Origin of the sequence: Escherichia sp. WS3227_2 (assembly GCF_046486495.1) — a bacterium.
Lineage (GTDB): Bacteria > Pseudomonadota > Gammaproteobacteria > Enterobacterales > Enterobacteriaceae > Escherichia > Escherichia coli.
This window is the reverse complement of the sequence record NZ_JBJQLG010000007.1, coordinates 104,242-118,614: the sequence shown is the minus strand read 5'-3', so window position 1 is coordinate 118,614 and position 14,373 is coordinate 104,242. Positions and strand designations below refer to the sequence as shown.

The window sequence follows — 14,373 nt, the reverse complement described above, 5'->3', positions numbered from 1 at the left end:
ATCAGGCCTACTGGGTGAGTTGCAATATATTGAATTTGCACGATCTTGTAGGCCGGATAAGGCGTTTACGCCGCATCCGGCATGAAACGATGAGCAATCTGTAGAGTTTGATTCAGACCTTCTATTTTTCCCGCTTATCCGTGCCCCATCTCCCATTTTCCCTCACCCGTACCGTCACCGCCTTGTCATCTTTCTGACACCTTACTATCTTACAAATGTAACAAAAAAGTTATTTTTCTGTAATTCGAGCATGTCATGTTACCCCGCGAGCATAAAACGCGTGAATTCGCGCATTCGGTACAACAAGAGAGATAAACGATGAAACCGTTACATTATACAGCTTCAGCACTGGCGCTCGGACTGGCGTTAATGGGGAATGCACAGGCAGTGACGACCATTCCGTTCTGGCATTCTATGGAAGGGGAACTGGGTAAAGAGGTGGATTCTCTTGCCCAACGTTTTAACGCCGAAAACCCGGATTACAAAATTGTACCGACCTATAAAGGCAACTACGAACAGAATTTAAGCGCGGGGATTGCCGCATTTCGTACCGGCAACGCTCCGGCTATTTTGCAGGTTTATGAAGTTGGCACCGCCACCATGATGGCGTCGAAAGCCATTAAACCGGTGTATGACGTGTTTAAAGAGGCGGGGATTCAGTTCGATGAGTCGCAGTTTGTGCCGACGGTTTCAGGCTATTACTCCGACAGCAAAACCGGCCACTTACTCTCCCAGCCGTTCAATAGCTCGACTCCTGTTCTCTATTACAACAAAGACGCCTTCAAGAAAGCGGGGTTAGACCCGGAACAGCCGCCGAAAACTTGGCAGGATCTGGCGGACTATGCCGCAAAACTGAAAGCCTCCGGCATGAAGTGCGGCTACGCCAGCGGCTGGCAGGGCTGGATCCAACTGGAAAACTTTAGCGCCTGGAACGGTCTGCCGTTTGCCAGCAAAAACAACGGCTTTGACGGCACGGACGCGGTGCTGGAGTTCAACAAGCCGGAGCAGGTGAAACACATCGCCATGCTCGAAGAGATGAACAAGAAGGGCGACTTCAGCTACGTCGGTCGTAAGGATGAATCCACCGAGAAGTTCTATAACGGTGATTGCGCGATGACCACCGCCTCTTCTGGTTCTCTTGCCAATATTCGTGAGTACGCCAAATTCAACTACGGCGTAGGTATGATGCCTTACGACGCCGATGCGAAAGATGCGCCACAAAACGCCATTATCGGCGGAGCCAGCCTGTGGGTGATGCAGGGCAAAGATAAAGAAACGTATACCGGCGTGGCGAAGTTTCTCGACTTCCTCGCGAAGCCAGAAAACGCTGCCGAGTGGCATCAGAAAACTGGTTATCTGCCAATCACCAAAGCGGCGTATGACCTGACCCGTGAGCAGGGTTTTTATGAGAAAAACCCAGGGGCGGATACCGCGACGCGTCAGATGCTGAATAAGCCGCCGTTGCCGTTCACCAAAGGGCTGCGTCTGGGCAACATGCCGCAGATCCGCGTGATTGTGGATGAAGAGCTGGAGAGCGTGTGGACCGGTAAGAAGACGCCACAGCAGGCGCTGGATACCGCCGTTGAGCGTGGGAATCAGTTACTGCGCCGCTTTGAGCAGTCTACGAAGTCTTAATTCTCTTACCCTCACCCTAACCCTCTCCCAAAGGGAGAGGGGACCGATCGGCGTGGTATCCAGGTGCCGTGTCGGTTTGCAACTTCGCTCGGTGGGAAAGTATGCACCGCCTTTCTCCCTCGCCCCTCTGGGGAGAGGGCCGGGGTGAGGGGAACACAACACGAAGAGTTTAACTATGTCATCATCCCGTCCGGTGTTCCGCTCGCGCTGGCTGCCCTATTTGCTGGTCGCGCCGCAGCTCATCATCACCGTTATCTTTTTTATCTGGCCTGCGGGCGAAGCGTTGTGGTACTCGCTGCAAAGCGTCGATCCGTTTGGTTTCTCCAGCCAGTTTGTCGGCCTGGATAACTTCGTCACGCTGTTTCATGACAGCTACTATCTCGACTCCTTCTGGACGACGATAAAATTCAGCACCTTTGTCACCGTCAGTGGTTTGCTGGTGTCGCTGTTCTTTGCGGCGCTGGTGGAGTACATCGTGCGCGGCAGCCGTTTCTATCAAACCTTGATGCTGCTGCCGTATGCCGTGGCTCCCGCCGTTGCCGCCGTATTGTGGATCTTCCTGTTTAACCCTGGTCGCGGGCTGATCACCCATTTTCTCGCTGAGTTCGGCTACGACTGGAACCACGCGCAAAACAGCGGTCAGGCGATGTTTCTGGTGGTGTTTGCCTCGGTGTGGAAGCAAATCAGCTACAACTTCCTGTTCTTCTATGCCGCGCTGCAATCCATTCCCCGTTCGTTGATCGAAGCCGCAGCCATCGACGGTGCAGGCCCGATTCGCCGCTTCTTTAAGATTGCGCTGCCGCTTATCGCTCCGGTGAGTTTCTTCCTGCTGGTGGTGAACCTGGTGTATGCCTTCTTCGACACCTTCCCGGTGATCGACGCCGCCACGTCCGGCGGGCCAGTACAGGCCACCACGACGCTGATTTATAAGATCTACCGCGAAGGCTTTACCGGACTGGATCTGGCTTCGTCTGCCGCGCAGTCGGTAGTGTTGATGTTCCTCGTCATCGTGCTGACGGTGGTGCAGTTCCGCTATGTTGAAAGCAAGGTGCGTTACCAATGATTGAGAACCGTCCGTGGCTGACGATATTCAGCCATACCATGCTGATCCTCGGGATTGCGGTGATCCTCTTCCCGCTGTACGTGGCGTTTGTCGCGGCGACGCTGGATAAACAGGCCGTCTACGCCGCGCCGATGACGCTCATCCCCGGCACGCATCTGCTGGAAAACATCCACAACATCTGGGTGAACGGGGTAGGCACGAATAGTGCGCCTTTCTGGCGGATGTTGCTTAACAGCTTTGTGATGGCGTTCAGCATTACGCTCGGCAAAATTACCGTCTCGATGCTCTCGGCATTTGCCATTGTCTGGTTTCGTTTTCCGCTGCGTAACCTCTTCTTCTGGATGATTTTTATTACTCTGATGTTGCCGGTTGAAGTGCGTATTTTCCCGACGGTGGAAGTCATCGCCAATCTGAAGATGCTCGACAGCTACGCCGGCTTAACGCTGCCGCTGATGGCCTCGGCGACCGCCACCTTCCTGTTCCGCCAGTTCTTTATGACGCTGCCGGATGAGCTGGTGGAAGCCGCGCGGATCGACGGCGCATCACCAATGCGTTTCTTTTGCGACATCGTTTTTCCGCTGTCCAAAACCAATCTGGCGGCGCTGTTTGTGATCACCTTTATCTACGGCTGGAACCAGTATTTGTGGCCGTTGTTGATTATTACCGACGTGGATCTAGGCACCACCGTGGCAGGGATTAAAGGGATGATCGCCACAGGCGAAGGCACCACGGAATGGAACTCGGTGATGGCGGCGATGTTGTTAACCCTGATCCCACCAGTAGTGATTGTTTTAGTGATGCAGCGTGCCTTCGTGCGCGGCCTGGTCGATAGTGAGAAATAAGATGGCAGGACTGAAATTACAGGCAGTAACCAAAAGCTGGGATGGCAAAACCCAGGTCATTAAACCGCTGACCCTTGATGTGGCGGATGGCGAATTTATCGTGATGGTCGGGCCGTCTGGCTGCGGGAAATCGACGTTATTGCGAATGGTGGCCGGACTGGAGCGGGTAACGACGGGCGATATCTGGATCGACCGCAAGCGTGTCACCGAAATGGAGCCGAAAGATCGCGGGATTGCGATGGTGTTCCAGAACTACGCGCTCTATCCGCATATGAGCGTAGAGGAGAACATGGCGTGGGGGCTGAAAATTCGCGGCATGGGCAAGCAACAAATTGCCGAACGTGTTAAAGAAGCGGCGCGCATTCTGGAGCTGGACGGCCTGCTTAAGCGCCGCCCGCGTGAGCTATCTGGCGGTCAGCGTCAGCGTGTGGCGATGGGGCGTGCGATTGTGCGTGAGCCGGCAGTGTTCCTGTTTGATGAGCCGCTCTCTAACCTCGATGCCAAGTTGCGTGTGCAGATGCGTCTTGAACTGCAACAGCTGCACCGTCGCCTGAAAACGACTTCACTCTACGTTACCCACGATCAGGTTGAGGCGATGACGCTCGCCCAGCGAGTAATGGTGATGAACGGCGGCGTTGCCGAACAGATTGGCACGCCAGTTGAAGTGTACGAAAAGCCCGCCAGCCTGTTTGTGGCGAGTTTTATCGGCAGTCCGGCGATGAATCTGCTGGCAGGGCGTGTGAATAACGAAGGCACGCATTTCGAACTGGATGGCGGTATCGCGCTGCCGCTAAACGGTGGCTACCGTCAGTATGCTGGACGTAAAATGACTCTCGGCATTCGCCCGGAACATATTACGCTACGTTCGCAGGCTGAAGGTGGCGTGCCGCTGGTGATGGACACGCTGGAGATCCTCGGCGCAGATAACCTGGCGCACGGACGCTGGGGCGAACAGAAGCTGGTGGTGCGACTGGCGCATCAGGAGCGCCCGACGGCAGGCAGCACGCTGTGGCTGCATCTGCCGGAAAATCAGCTACATCTTTTTGATGGTGAAACAGGACAACGAGTATGAGTAACTGGCCTTATCCCCGCATCGTCGCCCATCGTGGCGGCGGTAAACTGGCCCCGGAGAACACCCTGGCAGCAATCGACGTCGGGGCAAAATACGGTCATAAGATGATCGAATTTGACGCGAAGTTATCGAAGGATGGCGAGATCTTCTTGCTCCATGACGACAATCTCGAACGCACCAGCAACGGCTGGGGCGTCGCGGGTGAACTGAACTGGCAGGATTTACTGCGCGTGGATGCGGGCAGTTGGTACAGCAAAGCGTTTAAAGGTGAGCCGCTGCCGTTGCTTTCGCAGGTGGCGGAACGCTGTCGTGAACACGGGATGATGGCGAATATCGAAATCAAGCCCACCACTGGCACCGGGCCATTAACGGGCAAAATGGTGGCGCTGGCTGCACGCGAACTGTGGGCTGGTATGACGTCGCCGCTGCTGTCATCGTTTGAGATTGATGCTTTAGAAGCCGCGCAACAAGCAGTACCAGAACTGCCGCGCGGTTTATTGCTTGATGAGTGGCGCGACGACTGGCGAGAACTGACCGCGCGGCTGGGCTGCGTCTCTATTCATCTCAATCATAAGTTGCTCGATAAAGCGCGAGTGATGCAGTTGAAAGACGCCGGATTACGGATTCTGGTTTATACCGTCAATAAACCCCAGCGCGCGGCAGAGTTGCTGCGCTGGGGCGTGGATTGCATCTGTACCGATGCGATTGATGTGATTGGTCCGAACTTTACGGCCCAATAGTTTTCAACGGTATATCAGGCTGCGGCGTGCTGGGCTGATTCAGCATGTCGCCGTTTCTCCTCTCCGGCAACATATGCTGCTGATTCAACGAACTATCCGGATTACGGTTGCTGTTTAACATCCCGCCGTTGGTATTGGGCAGCATTTGCTGCCGGGCGGGATTTCGCTCCCCCGGCTGTGACTGCAACACCCGCTGAGAATTATTGTTTATCTGGTTTTCTAAATGCTGTTGTTGCAACTGAGTTTGCGTTTTCAGTTGCTGATTCAGCATCCCTTTTTGCTGGATTTGCTGCGTTTGCATTTGGGTTTGCATCCGCTGCTGGCTGGGGATCTGATATCCCGGCTGGTTGGGGTTGTTCAGAGTATTAATGGGCTGTGCAAAGCCGACAAACGGCAGGAGTGCCGTAAGAATCAGAAGTCGTTTCATCGCGTATCCTCCTCTGAAGATATCCTTTAAGTTTACTCGCTTCCCGGCAAAACGATGATTAATTCAGAGTTATATACCAGGCTTAGCTGGGGTTGCCCCTTAATCTCTGGAGAATAACGATGATAAAACCGACGTTTTTACGCCGGGTGGCCATTGCTGCTCTGCTCTCAGGAAGTTGTTTTAGCGCCGCCGCCGCGCCTCCTCCGCCACCTGTTTCTTATGGCGTGGAGGAAGATGTCTTTCATCCGGTACGCGCGAAACAGGGGATGGTGGCGTCTGTAGATGCTACTGCCACTCAGGTGGGGGTGGATATCCTCAAGGAGGGCGGGAATGCCGTTGATGCCGCCGTGGCTGTGGGCTACGCGCTGGCGGTAACGCATCCGCAGGCAGGGAATCTGGGCGGTGGTGGTTTTATGCTGATCCGCTCGAAAAATGGCAATACCACCGCTATCGATTTCCGCGAAATGGCACCCGCCAAAGCGACCCGCGATATGTTCCTTGATGATCAGGGTAACCCGGACAGCAAAAAATCACTCACTTCGCATCTGGCTTCTGGTACGCCCGGTACGGTAGCAGGTTTCTCGCTGGCGTTGGATAAATACGGCACCATGCCGTTGAACAAAGTGGTGCAACCGGCGTTTAAACTGGCACGCGATGGTTTTATCGTTAACGACGCGTTGGCTGACGATCTCAAAACCTACGGTAGCGAAGTGTTGCCGAATCACGAAAACAGCAAGGCTATCTTCTGGAAAGAGGGCGCGCCGCTGAAAAAGGGCGACAAGCTGGTGCAGGCGAACCTGGCAAAGAGCCTGGAGATGATTGCCGAAAACGGCCCGGACGAATTCTACAAAGGCACAATAGCGGAGCAGATCGCTCAGGAGATGCAGAAAAACGGTGGCTTGATCACTAAAGAAGATTTAGCGGCGTATAAAGCGGTCGAACGTACACCGATTAGCGGCGAATATCGCGGGTATCAGGTTTACTCGATGCCACCGCCATCTTCCGGTGGGATTCATATCGTGCAGATCCTCAATATCCTGGAAAACTTCGATATGCAGAAATACGGCTTTGGCAGCGCCGATGCGATGCAAATCATGGCAGAAGCGGAGAAATATGCCTACGCCGACCGCTCGGAATATCTTGGCGACCCGGATTTTGTCAAAGTTCCGTGGCAGGCGTTGACCAATAAAGCCTATGCCAAATCTATTGCCGATCAAATAGATATCAATAAAGCGAAGCCATCCAGCGAAATTCGTCCTGGCAAGCTTGCGCCTTATGAGAGTAATCAAACTACCCATTACTCAGTGGTGGATAAAGACGGCAACGCGGTGGCGGTGACCTATACGCTGAACACCACCTTCGGGACGGGCATTGTCGCGGGCGAGAGCGGTATTCTGCTTAATAACCAGATGGATGATTTCTCCGCCAAACCGGGCGTACCGAACGTTTACGGGCTGGTGGGCGGTGATGCCAACGCGGTCGGGCCGAACAAACGCCCGCTGTCGTCGATGTCACCAACCATTGTGGTGAAAGACGGTAAAACCTGGCTGGTTACCGGTAGCCCTGGCGGGAGCCGGATTATCACCACCGTGCTGCAAATGGTAGTGAATAGTATCGATTATGGCATGAACGTCGCCGAAGCGACCAATGCGCCGCGTTTCCACCATCAGTGGTTGCCGGACGAGCTGCGTGTCGAAAAAGGGTTTAGCCCGGATACGCTCAAGCTGCTGGAAGAAAAAGGTCAGAAAGTGGCGCTGAAAGAGGCGATGGGCAGCACACAAAGCATTATGGTTGGGCCGGACGGTGAGCTGTACGGTGCATCCGATCCGCGCTCGGTGGATGATTTAACGGCGGGGTATTAATATCTTAAGCCCTCTCCCGATAGGCGAGGGCTTAAATGACAAACTGAGATTACAAATTCTCTATTTCACCCGCGCCATATAATACGCATCGACATATTCACCATTACGAAAAGCGTAATTTTTGCCGGTGCCTTCTATGTGAAATCCGAATTTTTTATAGACGGCGATTGCCGGGGCGTTATCCGCAAACACCGTCAACTCAATACGATCTATCCGTAGCCAGTTATCGCACATTTCAATCAATTCGCGGATCAGGGCGCTGGCGACGCCGCGGTTGTGCCAGCGGGAGTCAACACAGATACCAAAAGTTGCAACATGACTGCGGCGTGGGCCTTGATAAGCCTCAATGAAAAGATGACCCACCACGATGCCATCAATGCAGGCAACCAGTTGTTTAAACCCCTGGCGATCTTTCAATCTTTCTGGCCACCAGCCTTCCGAAGGATGAGGTAGTTGTAGTGTGTTGCAATACACCTCCGGCTGGGCGTGAATCTGCCTGATGGCCTCGTAATCGCGCGTTTCAGCATGGCGTATCACTATCTCACTCATTCCTTTGTCCTCTTTGGGGTAAATGTCCCTTTCAACATCATTGACTTTCAAATGCGAGTCAAATGCATTTTTTTTGCAAAAAGTGTTGGACAAGTGCGAATGAGAATGATTATTATTGTCTTGCGATCAGGAAGACCCTCGCGGAGAACCTGAAAGCACGACATTGCTCACATTGCTTCCAGTATTACTTAGCCAGCCGGGTGCTGGCTTTTTTTTTGATCTTTCGTTTTCAATTTATCCACGGGAAGTGCTTGTGTTCGTTATGCGCACTCCAGTAGGAACCACGTCCGCTTTGCGCTAAGGTGTAAATAATCACCTTAAAAAGGACGAAATCATGGTCATCAACTGCGCCTTTATTGGCTTCGGCAAAAGCACCACCCGTTACCATCTGCCGTATGTACTTAACCGCAAGGATAGCTGGCATGTCGCGCATATTTTTCGTCGCCATGCGAAGCCGGAAGAACAGGCTCCCATTTATTCCCATATCCATTTCACCAGCGATCTCGACGAAGTGCTAAACGATCCCGATGTTAAGCTGGTTGTTGTCTGCACCCACGCGGACAGCCACTTCGAGTACGCGAAGCGCGCGCTGGAAGCCGGGAAAAATGTGCTGGTCGAAAAACCGTTCACTCCGACAATTGCGCAGGCGAAAGAGCTTTTTGCACTGGCGAAAAGCAAAGGGCTGACCGTCACGCCGTATCAGAATCGTCGCTTTGATTCCTGCTTCCTGACAGCGAAAAAAGCGATTGAAAGCGGCAAGTTGGGAGAGATTGTCGAAGTGGAAAGCCATTTTGACTATTACCGCCCGGTGGCAGAAACCAAACCTGGACTGCCGCAGGATGGCGCGTTTTATGGCCTTGGTGTGCATACGATGGACCAGATTATTTCTCTGTTCGGTCGCCCGGATCACGTCGCTTATGACATCCGCAGCCTGCGTAATAAAGCCAATCCTGACGACACCTTTGAAGCGCAGCTGTTTTATGGCGACCTGAAAGCCATCGTCAAAACCAGCCATCTGGTGAAAATCGATTATCCGAAATTTATCGTTCACGGTAAGAAAGGTTCGTTTATTAAATACGGTATCGACCAGCAGGAAACCAGCCTCAAGGCTAATATTATGCCGGGCGAACCGGGATTCGCGGCGGATGATTCGGTCGGTGTGCTGGAGTATGTCAATGACGAGGGCGTGACGGTCAGAGAAGAGATGAAGCCAGAAATGGGCGATTATGGGCGCGTTTATGATGCGTTGTACCAAACCATCACCAACGGTGCGCCAAATTACGTCAAGGAATCTGAAGTTCTTACCAATCTGGAAATCCTTGAACGCGGTTTTGAGCAAGCTTCTCCCTCCACAGTGACTCTCGCGAAGTAAGTTTGATGGCCCCTCGAATAGTTCAATTTTTTTGAACAGAGGGGTCAATTTTCACCCTCTATCATCCCAGGCGGATCGGGTCCACACTAAGCCCATCGAAATCATTCAGGGGGCGAATAAAAATGATCTACTTACGCAAAGCAAATGAACGTGGTCATGCAAATCATGGCTGGCTGGACTCCTGGCATACTTTCTCTTTTGCCAACTATTACGATCCGAACTTTATGGGCTTCTCCGCGCTGCGCGTGATTAACGACGACGTGATTGAAGCAGGGCAGGGCTTCGGCACTCACCCGCATAAAGATATGGAAATTTTGACCTACGTGCTGGAAGGTACTGTTGAGCATCAGGACAGCATGGGCAATAAAGAGCAGGTTCCGGCGGGTGAGTTCCAGATTATGAGTGCGGGTACGGGTATTCGTCACTCAGAGTACAACCCAAGCAGCACCGAGCGTCTGCATCTGTATCAGATCTGGATCATGCCTGAAGAAAACGGTATTACGCCGCGTTATGAACAGCGTCGCTTCGATGCCGTACAGGGCAAACAGCTGGTGCTCTCGCCGGATGCGCGAGATGGTTCGCTGAAAGTGCATCAGGATATGGAACTGTATCGTTGGGCATTGCTGAAAGATGAGCAGTCGGTGCATCAGATTGCCGCTGAACGCCGCGTCTGGATCCAGGTGGTGAAAGGCAATGTCACCATTAACGGCGTGAAAGCCTCGACCAGCGATGGTCTGGCAATCTGGGATGAGCAGGCAATCTCCATCCATGCGGATAGCGACAGCGAAGTGTTACTGTTCGATCTGCCGCCGGTTTAAAACTCAACGGCATCTTTGAAGCCTGCCTTTTTGCAGGCTTCCTCGCTCGCTCCGGTCGCGTGCTGATGTACGCTTCCGGGGTTTTGCCGTGTCGTTAGCACAATGCGATGCAATTGATTTAGTGTATATCTAATAATTGTAAACAAGCACTGTTTTCCCCGGGAAGGTTCTGATGCGTCCGTGTTAAACTAAGAGAATCTATCTCTTTTGTACCTTCAGGACGATGAAAAAGAAAAGACCCGTACTTCAGGATGTGGCTGACCGTGTAGGCGTGACCAAAATGACGGTCAGCCGCTTTTTGCGTAACCCGGAGCAGGTTTCCGTCGCTCTACGCGGCAAGATTGCCGCCGCTCTTGATGAACTGGGTTATATTCCCAATCGCGCACCCGATATCCTCTCTAACGCCACCAGCCGGGCGATTGGCGTCCTGTTACCTTCTCTCACCAACCAGGTTTTTGCGGAAGTATTACGTGGAATCGAAAGCGTCACCGACGCGCACGGTTATCAGACCATGCTGGCCCACTACGGTTATAAACCGGAAATGGAGCAAGAACGCCTCGAATCCATGCTCTCCTGGAATATCGACGGCCTGATCCTCACTGAACGTACGCACACGCCGCGCACCTTAAAGATGATTGAAGTGGCGGGGATTCCAGTGGTGGAACTGATGGACAGCAAGTCGCCATGCCTCGATATCGCCGTCGGTTTTGATAACTTTGAAGCGGCACGCCAGATGACCACTGCCATTATTGCTCGCGGGCATCGCCACATTGCCTATCTCGGCGCACGTCTCGATGAACGTACTATCATCAAACAGAAGGGATACGAACAGGCGATGCTGGATGCAGGCCTGGTGCCATATAGCGTGATGGTTGAGCAATCTTCTTCTTACTCTTCCGGTATTGAACTGATTCGCCAGGCGAGGCGGGAATATCCGCAGCTGGATGGCGTGTTCTGTACTAATGATGACCTGGCGGTCGGCGCGGCGTTTGAATGCCAGCGTCTGGGGTTGAAAGTTCCTGACGATATGGCGATTGCCGGTTTCCATGGTCATGACATTGGTCAGGTGATGGAACCACGGTTGGCGAGCGTACTGACGCCGCGTGAGCGGATGGGCAGTATTGGCGCTGAACGCCTGCTGGCGCGTATTCGTGGCGAATCTGTGACACCGAAAATGTTAGATTTAGGTTTCACCTTGTCACCGGGCGGATCTATTTAAGCCCACAAATTTGAAGTAGCTCACACTTATACACTTAAGGCACGGATGGATATTGCTTCTGATATTGTCCGGCCGGACAATGTTACCGATAACAGTTACCCGTAACATTTTTAATTATTGTATTGTGGGGGCACCACTTTGAGCACGACTAACCATGATCACCACATTTACGTCTTGATGGGCGTATCGGGCAGCGGCAAATCTGCGGTCGCCAGTGAAGTGGCGCATCAACTTCATGCCGCGTTTCTTGATGGCGATTTCCTCCATCCGCGCTGCAATATCGAAAAAATGGCGTCTGGCGAACCGCTGAATGACGACGATCGCAAACCGTGGTTGCAGGCGCTGAACGACGCCGCGTTTGCTATGCAGCGCACTAATAAAGTGTCGCTGATTGTCTGTTCTGCACTGAAAAAACACTATCGCGACCTGCTACGCGCGGGTAATCCGAATCTCTCTTTCATCTACCTGAAAGGCGATTTTGATGTGATTGAAAACCGCCTGAAAGCGCGCAAAGGCCATTTCTTTAAAACCCAAATGTTGGTGACGCAGTTTGAAACGCTGCAGGAGCCGGGTGCGGACGAAACCGATGTGCTGGTGGTAGATATCGATCAACCGCTGGAAGGTGTTGTGGCAAGCACCATTGAGGTTATTAAAAAAGGCAAATAAGTAGTGACTACATTAACGCTTGTTTTAACAGCAGTAGGGTCTGTTTTACTGCTGCTGTTTTTAGTCATGAAGGCGCGTATGCACGCTTTCCTGGCTTTGATGGTGGTGTCCATGGGGGCTGGCCTTTTTTCCGGTATGCCGCTCGATAAAATCGCAGCGACGATGGAAAAAGGGATGGGAGGCACCCTCGGCTTCCTGGCGGTGGTTGTCGCCCTGGGAGCTATGTTTGGCAAGATCTTACATGAAACCGGCGCAGTCGATCAGATTGCCGTCAAAATGCTCAAATCCTTCGGTCACAGCCGCGCACATTATGCCATCGGCCTTGCGGGGCTGGTTTGTGCACTACCGCTGTTCTTTGAAGTGGCGATTGTTCTGCTGATTAGCGTTGCTTTCTCAATGGCGCGCCACACCGGTACGAACCTGGTGAAGCTTGTAATCCCATTATTCGCAGGCGTGGCGGCAGCGGCGGCATTCCTGGTGCCTGGACCAGCGCCAATGCTGCTGGCATCGCAGATGAACGCCGACTTTGGCTGGATGATCCTGATTGGCCTGTGTGCGGCAATTCCGGGAATGATTATTGCCGGGCCGCTGTGGGGTAATTTCATCAGCCGCTACGTGGAGTTGCATATTCCTGACGACATCAGCGAACCGCATCTCGGCGAAGGCAAAATGCCATCTTTCGGATTCAGCCTGTCGCTGATCCTGTTGCCGCTGGTGCTGGTAGGGCTGAAAACCATTGCCGCGCGTTTTGTGCCAGAAGGCTCTACCGCTTACGAATGGTTCGAGTTTATTGGTCATCCGTTTACCGCGATTCTGGTTGCTTGTCTGGTAGCGATTTATGGCCTGGCAATGCGTCAGGGCATGCCAAAAGACAAAGTGATGGAGATTTGCGGTCACGCGCTGCAACCGGCGGGGATCATTCTGCTGGTGATTGGTGCAGGCGGCGTGTTCAAACAGGTGCTGGTTGACTCTGGCGTAGGTCCGGCACTGGGCGAAGCGTTAACCGGCATGGGCCTGCCGATTGCCATCACCTGCTTCGTGCTGGCAGCTGCAGTGCGCATCATTCAGGGTTCTGCCACCGTTGCCTGTTTAACGGCGGTGGGACTGGTGATGCCGGTTATTGAACAACTGAACTATTCCGGAGCGCAAATGGCGGCGCTGTCGATTTGTATCGCCGGTGGTTCGATTGTTGTCAGCCACGTTAACGACGCCGGTTTCTGGTTGTTCGGTAAATTTACCGGCGCGACCGAAGCCGAAACGCTGAAAACCTGGACCATGATGGAAACCATCCTCGGCACTGTCGGTGCCATCGTTGGGATGATTGCGTTCCAGCTGTTGAGTTAAGTTTGTTCGCCCGGTAGTTGTGACGCTACCGGGCTCTTTTCGAAAAACTCTCCTCGTTACCCCTTCATCCACATTCGAATGCCGTCGAGGAACATCTGGGTTGCCATCATCACCAGAATCAATCCCATCAGGCGTTCAAGTGCATTCACCCCTTTCTCGCCCAGCAGACGTAAAAATAGCGAAGACTGTAGCAGGATGACAAAGGTGCCACCCCAGGCCAGCAGCAGAGCAATTACCAGATGTCCCATCTGATTCGGGTACTGATGAGACAACAACATCAGCGTGGCGAGAATAGTCGGCCCGGCGACTAACGGAATTGCCAACGGCACGATAAACGGCTCTTCACCTGCCGGAAGCCCGCTGCTATTTCCTGAAGCACTGGGGAAAATCATCTTAATGGCGATCAGAAACAGAATGATGCCGCCAGAAATGGAGACGGTTTCTGCCCGCAGGCTAAGAAATGCCAGAATTTTCTCACCCGCAAACAGGAACACCAGCATCACCAGGAGAGCAATAAGCAACTCTCGCACCATGATTGCCCGCCGTCTTTTCGGTTCAGTATGTTTCAGTACGGACATGAAAATAGGTAGGTTTCCGAGCGGATCCATAATCAGGATCAATAAAACTGCTGCAGAAATGATTTCATTCATAACTCAAATTCCCTGATAATTGCCGCGGACTTTCTGCGTGCTAACAAAGCAGGATAAGTCGCATTACTGATGGCTTCGCTATCATTGATTAATTTCACTTGCGACTTTGGCTGC

Annotated in this window: 14 protein-coding genes; 11 read left to right on the top strand and 3 right to left on the bottom strand. The window is 52.9% G+C overall.

Annotated features, from left to right (window positions below; all coding sequences use genetic code 11):
* Window positions 1-318: 318 nt before the first annotated feature.
* The 5 genes from ugpB (at window position 319) to ugpQ (ending at window position 5,352) form a co-directional block, all read left to right on the top strand.
* Entirely contained in the window at window positions 319-1,635 is a 1,317-nt protein-coding gene (ugpB, locus tag ACJHXB_RS11800; protein ID WP_000803191.1) for a sn-glycerol-3-phosphate ABC transporter substrate-binding protein UgpB, read from the top strand.
* Between the two features lie 175 nt (window positions 1,636-1,810).
* Window positions 1,811-2,698, top strand: coding sequence for a sn-glycerol-3-phosphate ABC transporter permease UgpA (gene ugpA / locus ACJHXB_RS11795; RefSeq protein ID WP_000099289.1), 888 nt, complete (start codon window positions 1,811-1,813; stop codon window positions 2,696-2,698).
* Window positions 2,695-3,540 carry a sn-glycerol-3-phosphate ABC transporter permease UgpE gene (ugpE, locus tag ACJHXB_RS11790; protein WP_000572164.1) on the top strand — a complete coding sequence of 282 codons (846 nt, stop codon included), beginning with the start codon at window positions 2,695-2,697 and terminating at the stop codon, window positions 3,538-3,540. The genes ugpA and ugpE overlap by 4 nt, the downstream gene beginning before the upstream one ends.
* Before the next feature lies 1 nt (window position 3,541).
* Window positions 3,542-4,612: a sn-glycerol 3-phosphate ABC transporter ATP binding protein UgpC gene (gene ugpC / locus ACJHXB_RS11785; protein ID WP_000907822.1), complete on the top strand. Its 1,071-nt coding sequence runs from the start codon at window positions 3,542-3,544 to the stop codon at window positions 4,610-4,612.
* On the top strand, window positions 4,609-5,352 hold the full coding sequence (ugpQ, locus tag ACJHXB_RS11780) for a glycerophosphodiester phosphodiesterase (RefSeq protein WP_000073586.1): 744 nt from the start codon (window positions 4,609-4,611) through the stop codon (window positions 5,350-5,352). Before ugpC ends, ugpQ begins: the two co-directional genes overlap by 4 nt.
* Here the strand turns inward: ugpQ and ACJHXB_RS11775 are convergent.
* Window positions 5,339-5,779, bottom strand: coding sequence for a DUF2756 family protein (locus tag ACJHXB_RS11775; protein ID WP_000825996.1), 441 nt, complete (start codon window positions 5,777-5,779; stop codon window positions 5,339-5,341). The genes ugpQ and ACJHXB_RS11775 overlap by 14 nt on opposite strands.
* Window positions 5,780-5,898: 119 nt before the next feature.
* On the opposite strand from ACJHXB_RS11775, the gene ggt reads away from it, so the two are divergent.
* Window positions 5,899-7,641 (top strand): gamma-glutamyltransferase, encoded by a 1,743-nt coding sequence (gene ggt / locus ACJHXB_RS11770; protein ID WP_000595104.1) that lies wholly within the window; start codon window positions 5,899-5,901, stop codon window positions 7,639-7,641.
* Window positions 7,642-7,701: 60 nt separating this feature from the next.
* On the opposite strand, the gene yhhY is transcribed toward ggt, so the two are convergent.
* Window positions 7,702-8,190, bottom strand: a complete 489-nt coding sequence (gene yhhY / locus ACJHXB_RS11765; protein WP_001469402.1) for an N-acetyltransferase — start codon at window positions 8,188-8,190, stop codon at window positions 7,702-7,704.
* Window positions 8,191-8,524: 334 nt separating this feature from the next.
* Between yhhY and ACJHXB_RS11760 the strand changes: the two genes are divergently transcribed.
* The 5 genes from ACJHXB_RS11760 (at window position 8,525) to gntU (ending at window position 13,609) form a co-directional block, all read left to right on the top strand.
* Entirely contained in the window at window positions 8,525-9,562 is a 1,038-nt protein-coding gene (locus tag ACJHXB_RS11760) for an oxidoreductase (RefSeq protein WP_000236280.1), read from the top strand.
* A 122-nt stretch (window positions 9,563-9,684) separates the two neighbouring features.
* Window positions 9,685-10,380: a quercetin 2,3-dioxygenase gene (gene yhhW, locus ACJHXB_RS11755; RefSeq protein WP_000639811.1), complete on the top strand. Its 696-nt coding sequence runs from the start codon at window positions 9,685-9,687 to the stop codon at window positions 10,378-10,380.
* A 223-nt stretch (window positions 10,381-10,603) separates the two neighbouring features.
* Complete coding sequence (gene gntR / locus ACJHXB_RS11750) at window positions 10,604-11,599, top strand: gluconate operon transcriptional repressor GntR (protein WP_000730252.1); 996 nt, start codon at window positions 10,604-10,606, stop codon at window positions 11,597-11,599.
* A gap of 138 nt (window positions 11,600-11,737) precedes the next feature.
* The gene (gene gntK / locus ACJHXB_RS11745; RefSeq protein WP_000108318.1) at window positions 11,738-12,265 is read left to right on the top strand and encodes a gluconokinase; all 528 of its coding nucleotides are present in this window, start codon (window positions 11,738-11,740) and stop codon (window positions 12,263-12,265) included.
* A gap of 3 nt (window positions 12,266-12,268) precedes the next feature.
* On the top strand, window positions 12,269-13,609 hold the full coding sequence (gntU, locus tag ACJHXB_RS11740; RefSeq protein ID WP_000210111.1) for a gluconate transporter: 1,341 nt from the start codon (window positions 12,269-12,271) through the stop codon (window positions 13,607-13,609).
* Window positions 13,610-13,665: 56 nt separating this feature from the next.
* Here gntU and yhgN read toward each other — a convergent pair whose 3' ends face one another.
* Window positions 13,666-14,259: an NAAT family transporter YhgN gene (yhgN, locus tag ACJHXB_RS11735; protein WP_001002544.1), complete on the bottom strand. Its 594-nt coding sequence runs from the start codon at window positions 14,257-14,259 to the stop codon at window positions 13,666-13,668.
* Window positions 14,260-14,373 lie beyond the last annotated feature (114 nt).

What these genes read in the sequence shown, in the direction of transcription:
- ugpB (WP_000803191.1), top strand. Translation starts at nt 319, where the DNA reads ATGAAACCGTTACATTATACAGCTTCAGCACTGGCGCTCGGACTGGCG.
- ugpA (WP_000099289.1), top strand. Translation starts at nt 1,811, where the DNA reads ATGTCATCATCCCGTCCGGTGTTCCGCTCGCGCTGGCTGCCCTATTTG.
- ugpE (WP_000572164.1), top strand. Translation starts at nt 2,695, where the DNA reads ATGATTGAGAACCGTCCGTGGCTGACGATATTCAGCCATACCATGCTG.
- ugpC (WP_000907822.1), top strand. Translation starts at nt 3,542, where the DNA reads ATGGCAGGACTGAAATTACAGGCAGTAACCAAAAGCTGGGATGGCAAA.
- ugpQ (WP_000073586.1), top strand. Translation starts at nt 4,609, where the DNA reads ATGAGTAACTGGCCTTATCCCCGCATCGTCGCCCATCGTGGCGGCGGT.
- ACJHXB_RS11775 (WP_000825996.1), bottom strand. Translation starts at nt 5,779, where the DNA reads ATGAAACGACTTCTGATTCTTACGGCACTCCTGCCGTTTGTCGGCTTT.
- ggt (WP_000595104.1), top strand. Translation starts at nt 5,899, where the DNA reads ATGATAAAACCGACGTTTTTACGCCGGGTGGCCATTGCTGCTCTGCTC.
- yhhY (WP_001469402.1), bottom strand. Translation starts at nt 8,190, where the DNA reads ATGAGTGAGATAGTGATACGCCATGCTGAAACGCGCGATTACGAGGCC.
- ACJHXB_RS11760 (WP_000236280.1), top strand. Translation starts at nt 8,525, where the DNA reads ATGGTCATCAACTGCGCCTTTATTGGCTTCGGCAAAAGCACCACCCGT.
- yhhW (WP_000639811.1), top strand. Translation starts at nt 9,685, where the DNA reads ATGATCTACTTACGCAAAGCAAATGAACGTGGTCATGCAAATCATGGC.
- gntR (WP_000730252.1), top strand. Translation starts at nt 10,604, where the DNA reads ATGAAAAAGAAAAGACCCGTACTTCAGGATGTGGCTGACCGTGTAGGC.
- yhgN (WP_001002544.1), bottom strand. Translation starts at nt 14,259, where the DNA reads ATGAATGAAATCATTTCTGCAGCAGTTTTATTGATCCTGATTATGGAT.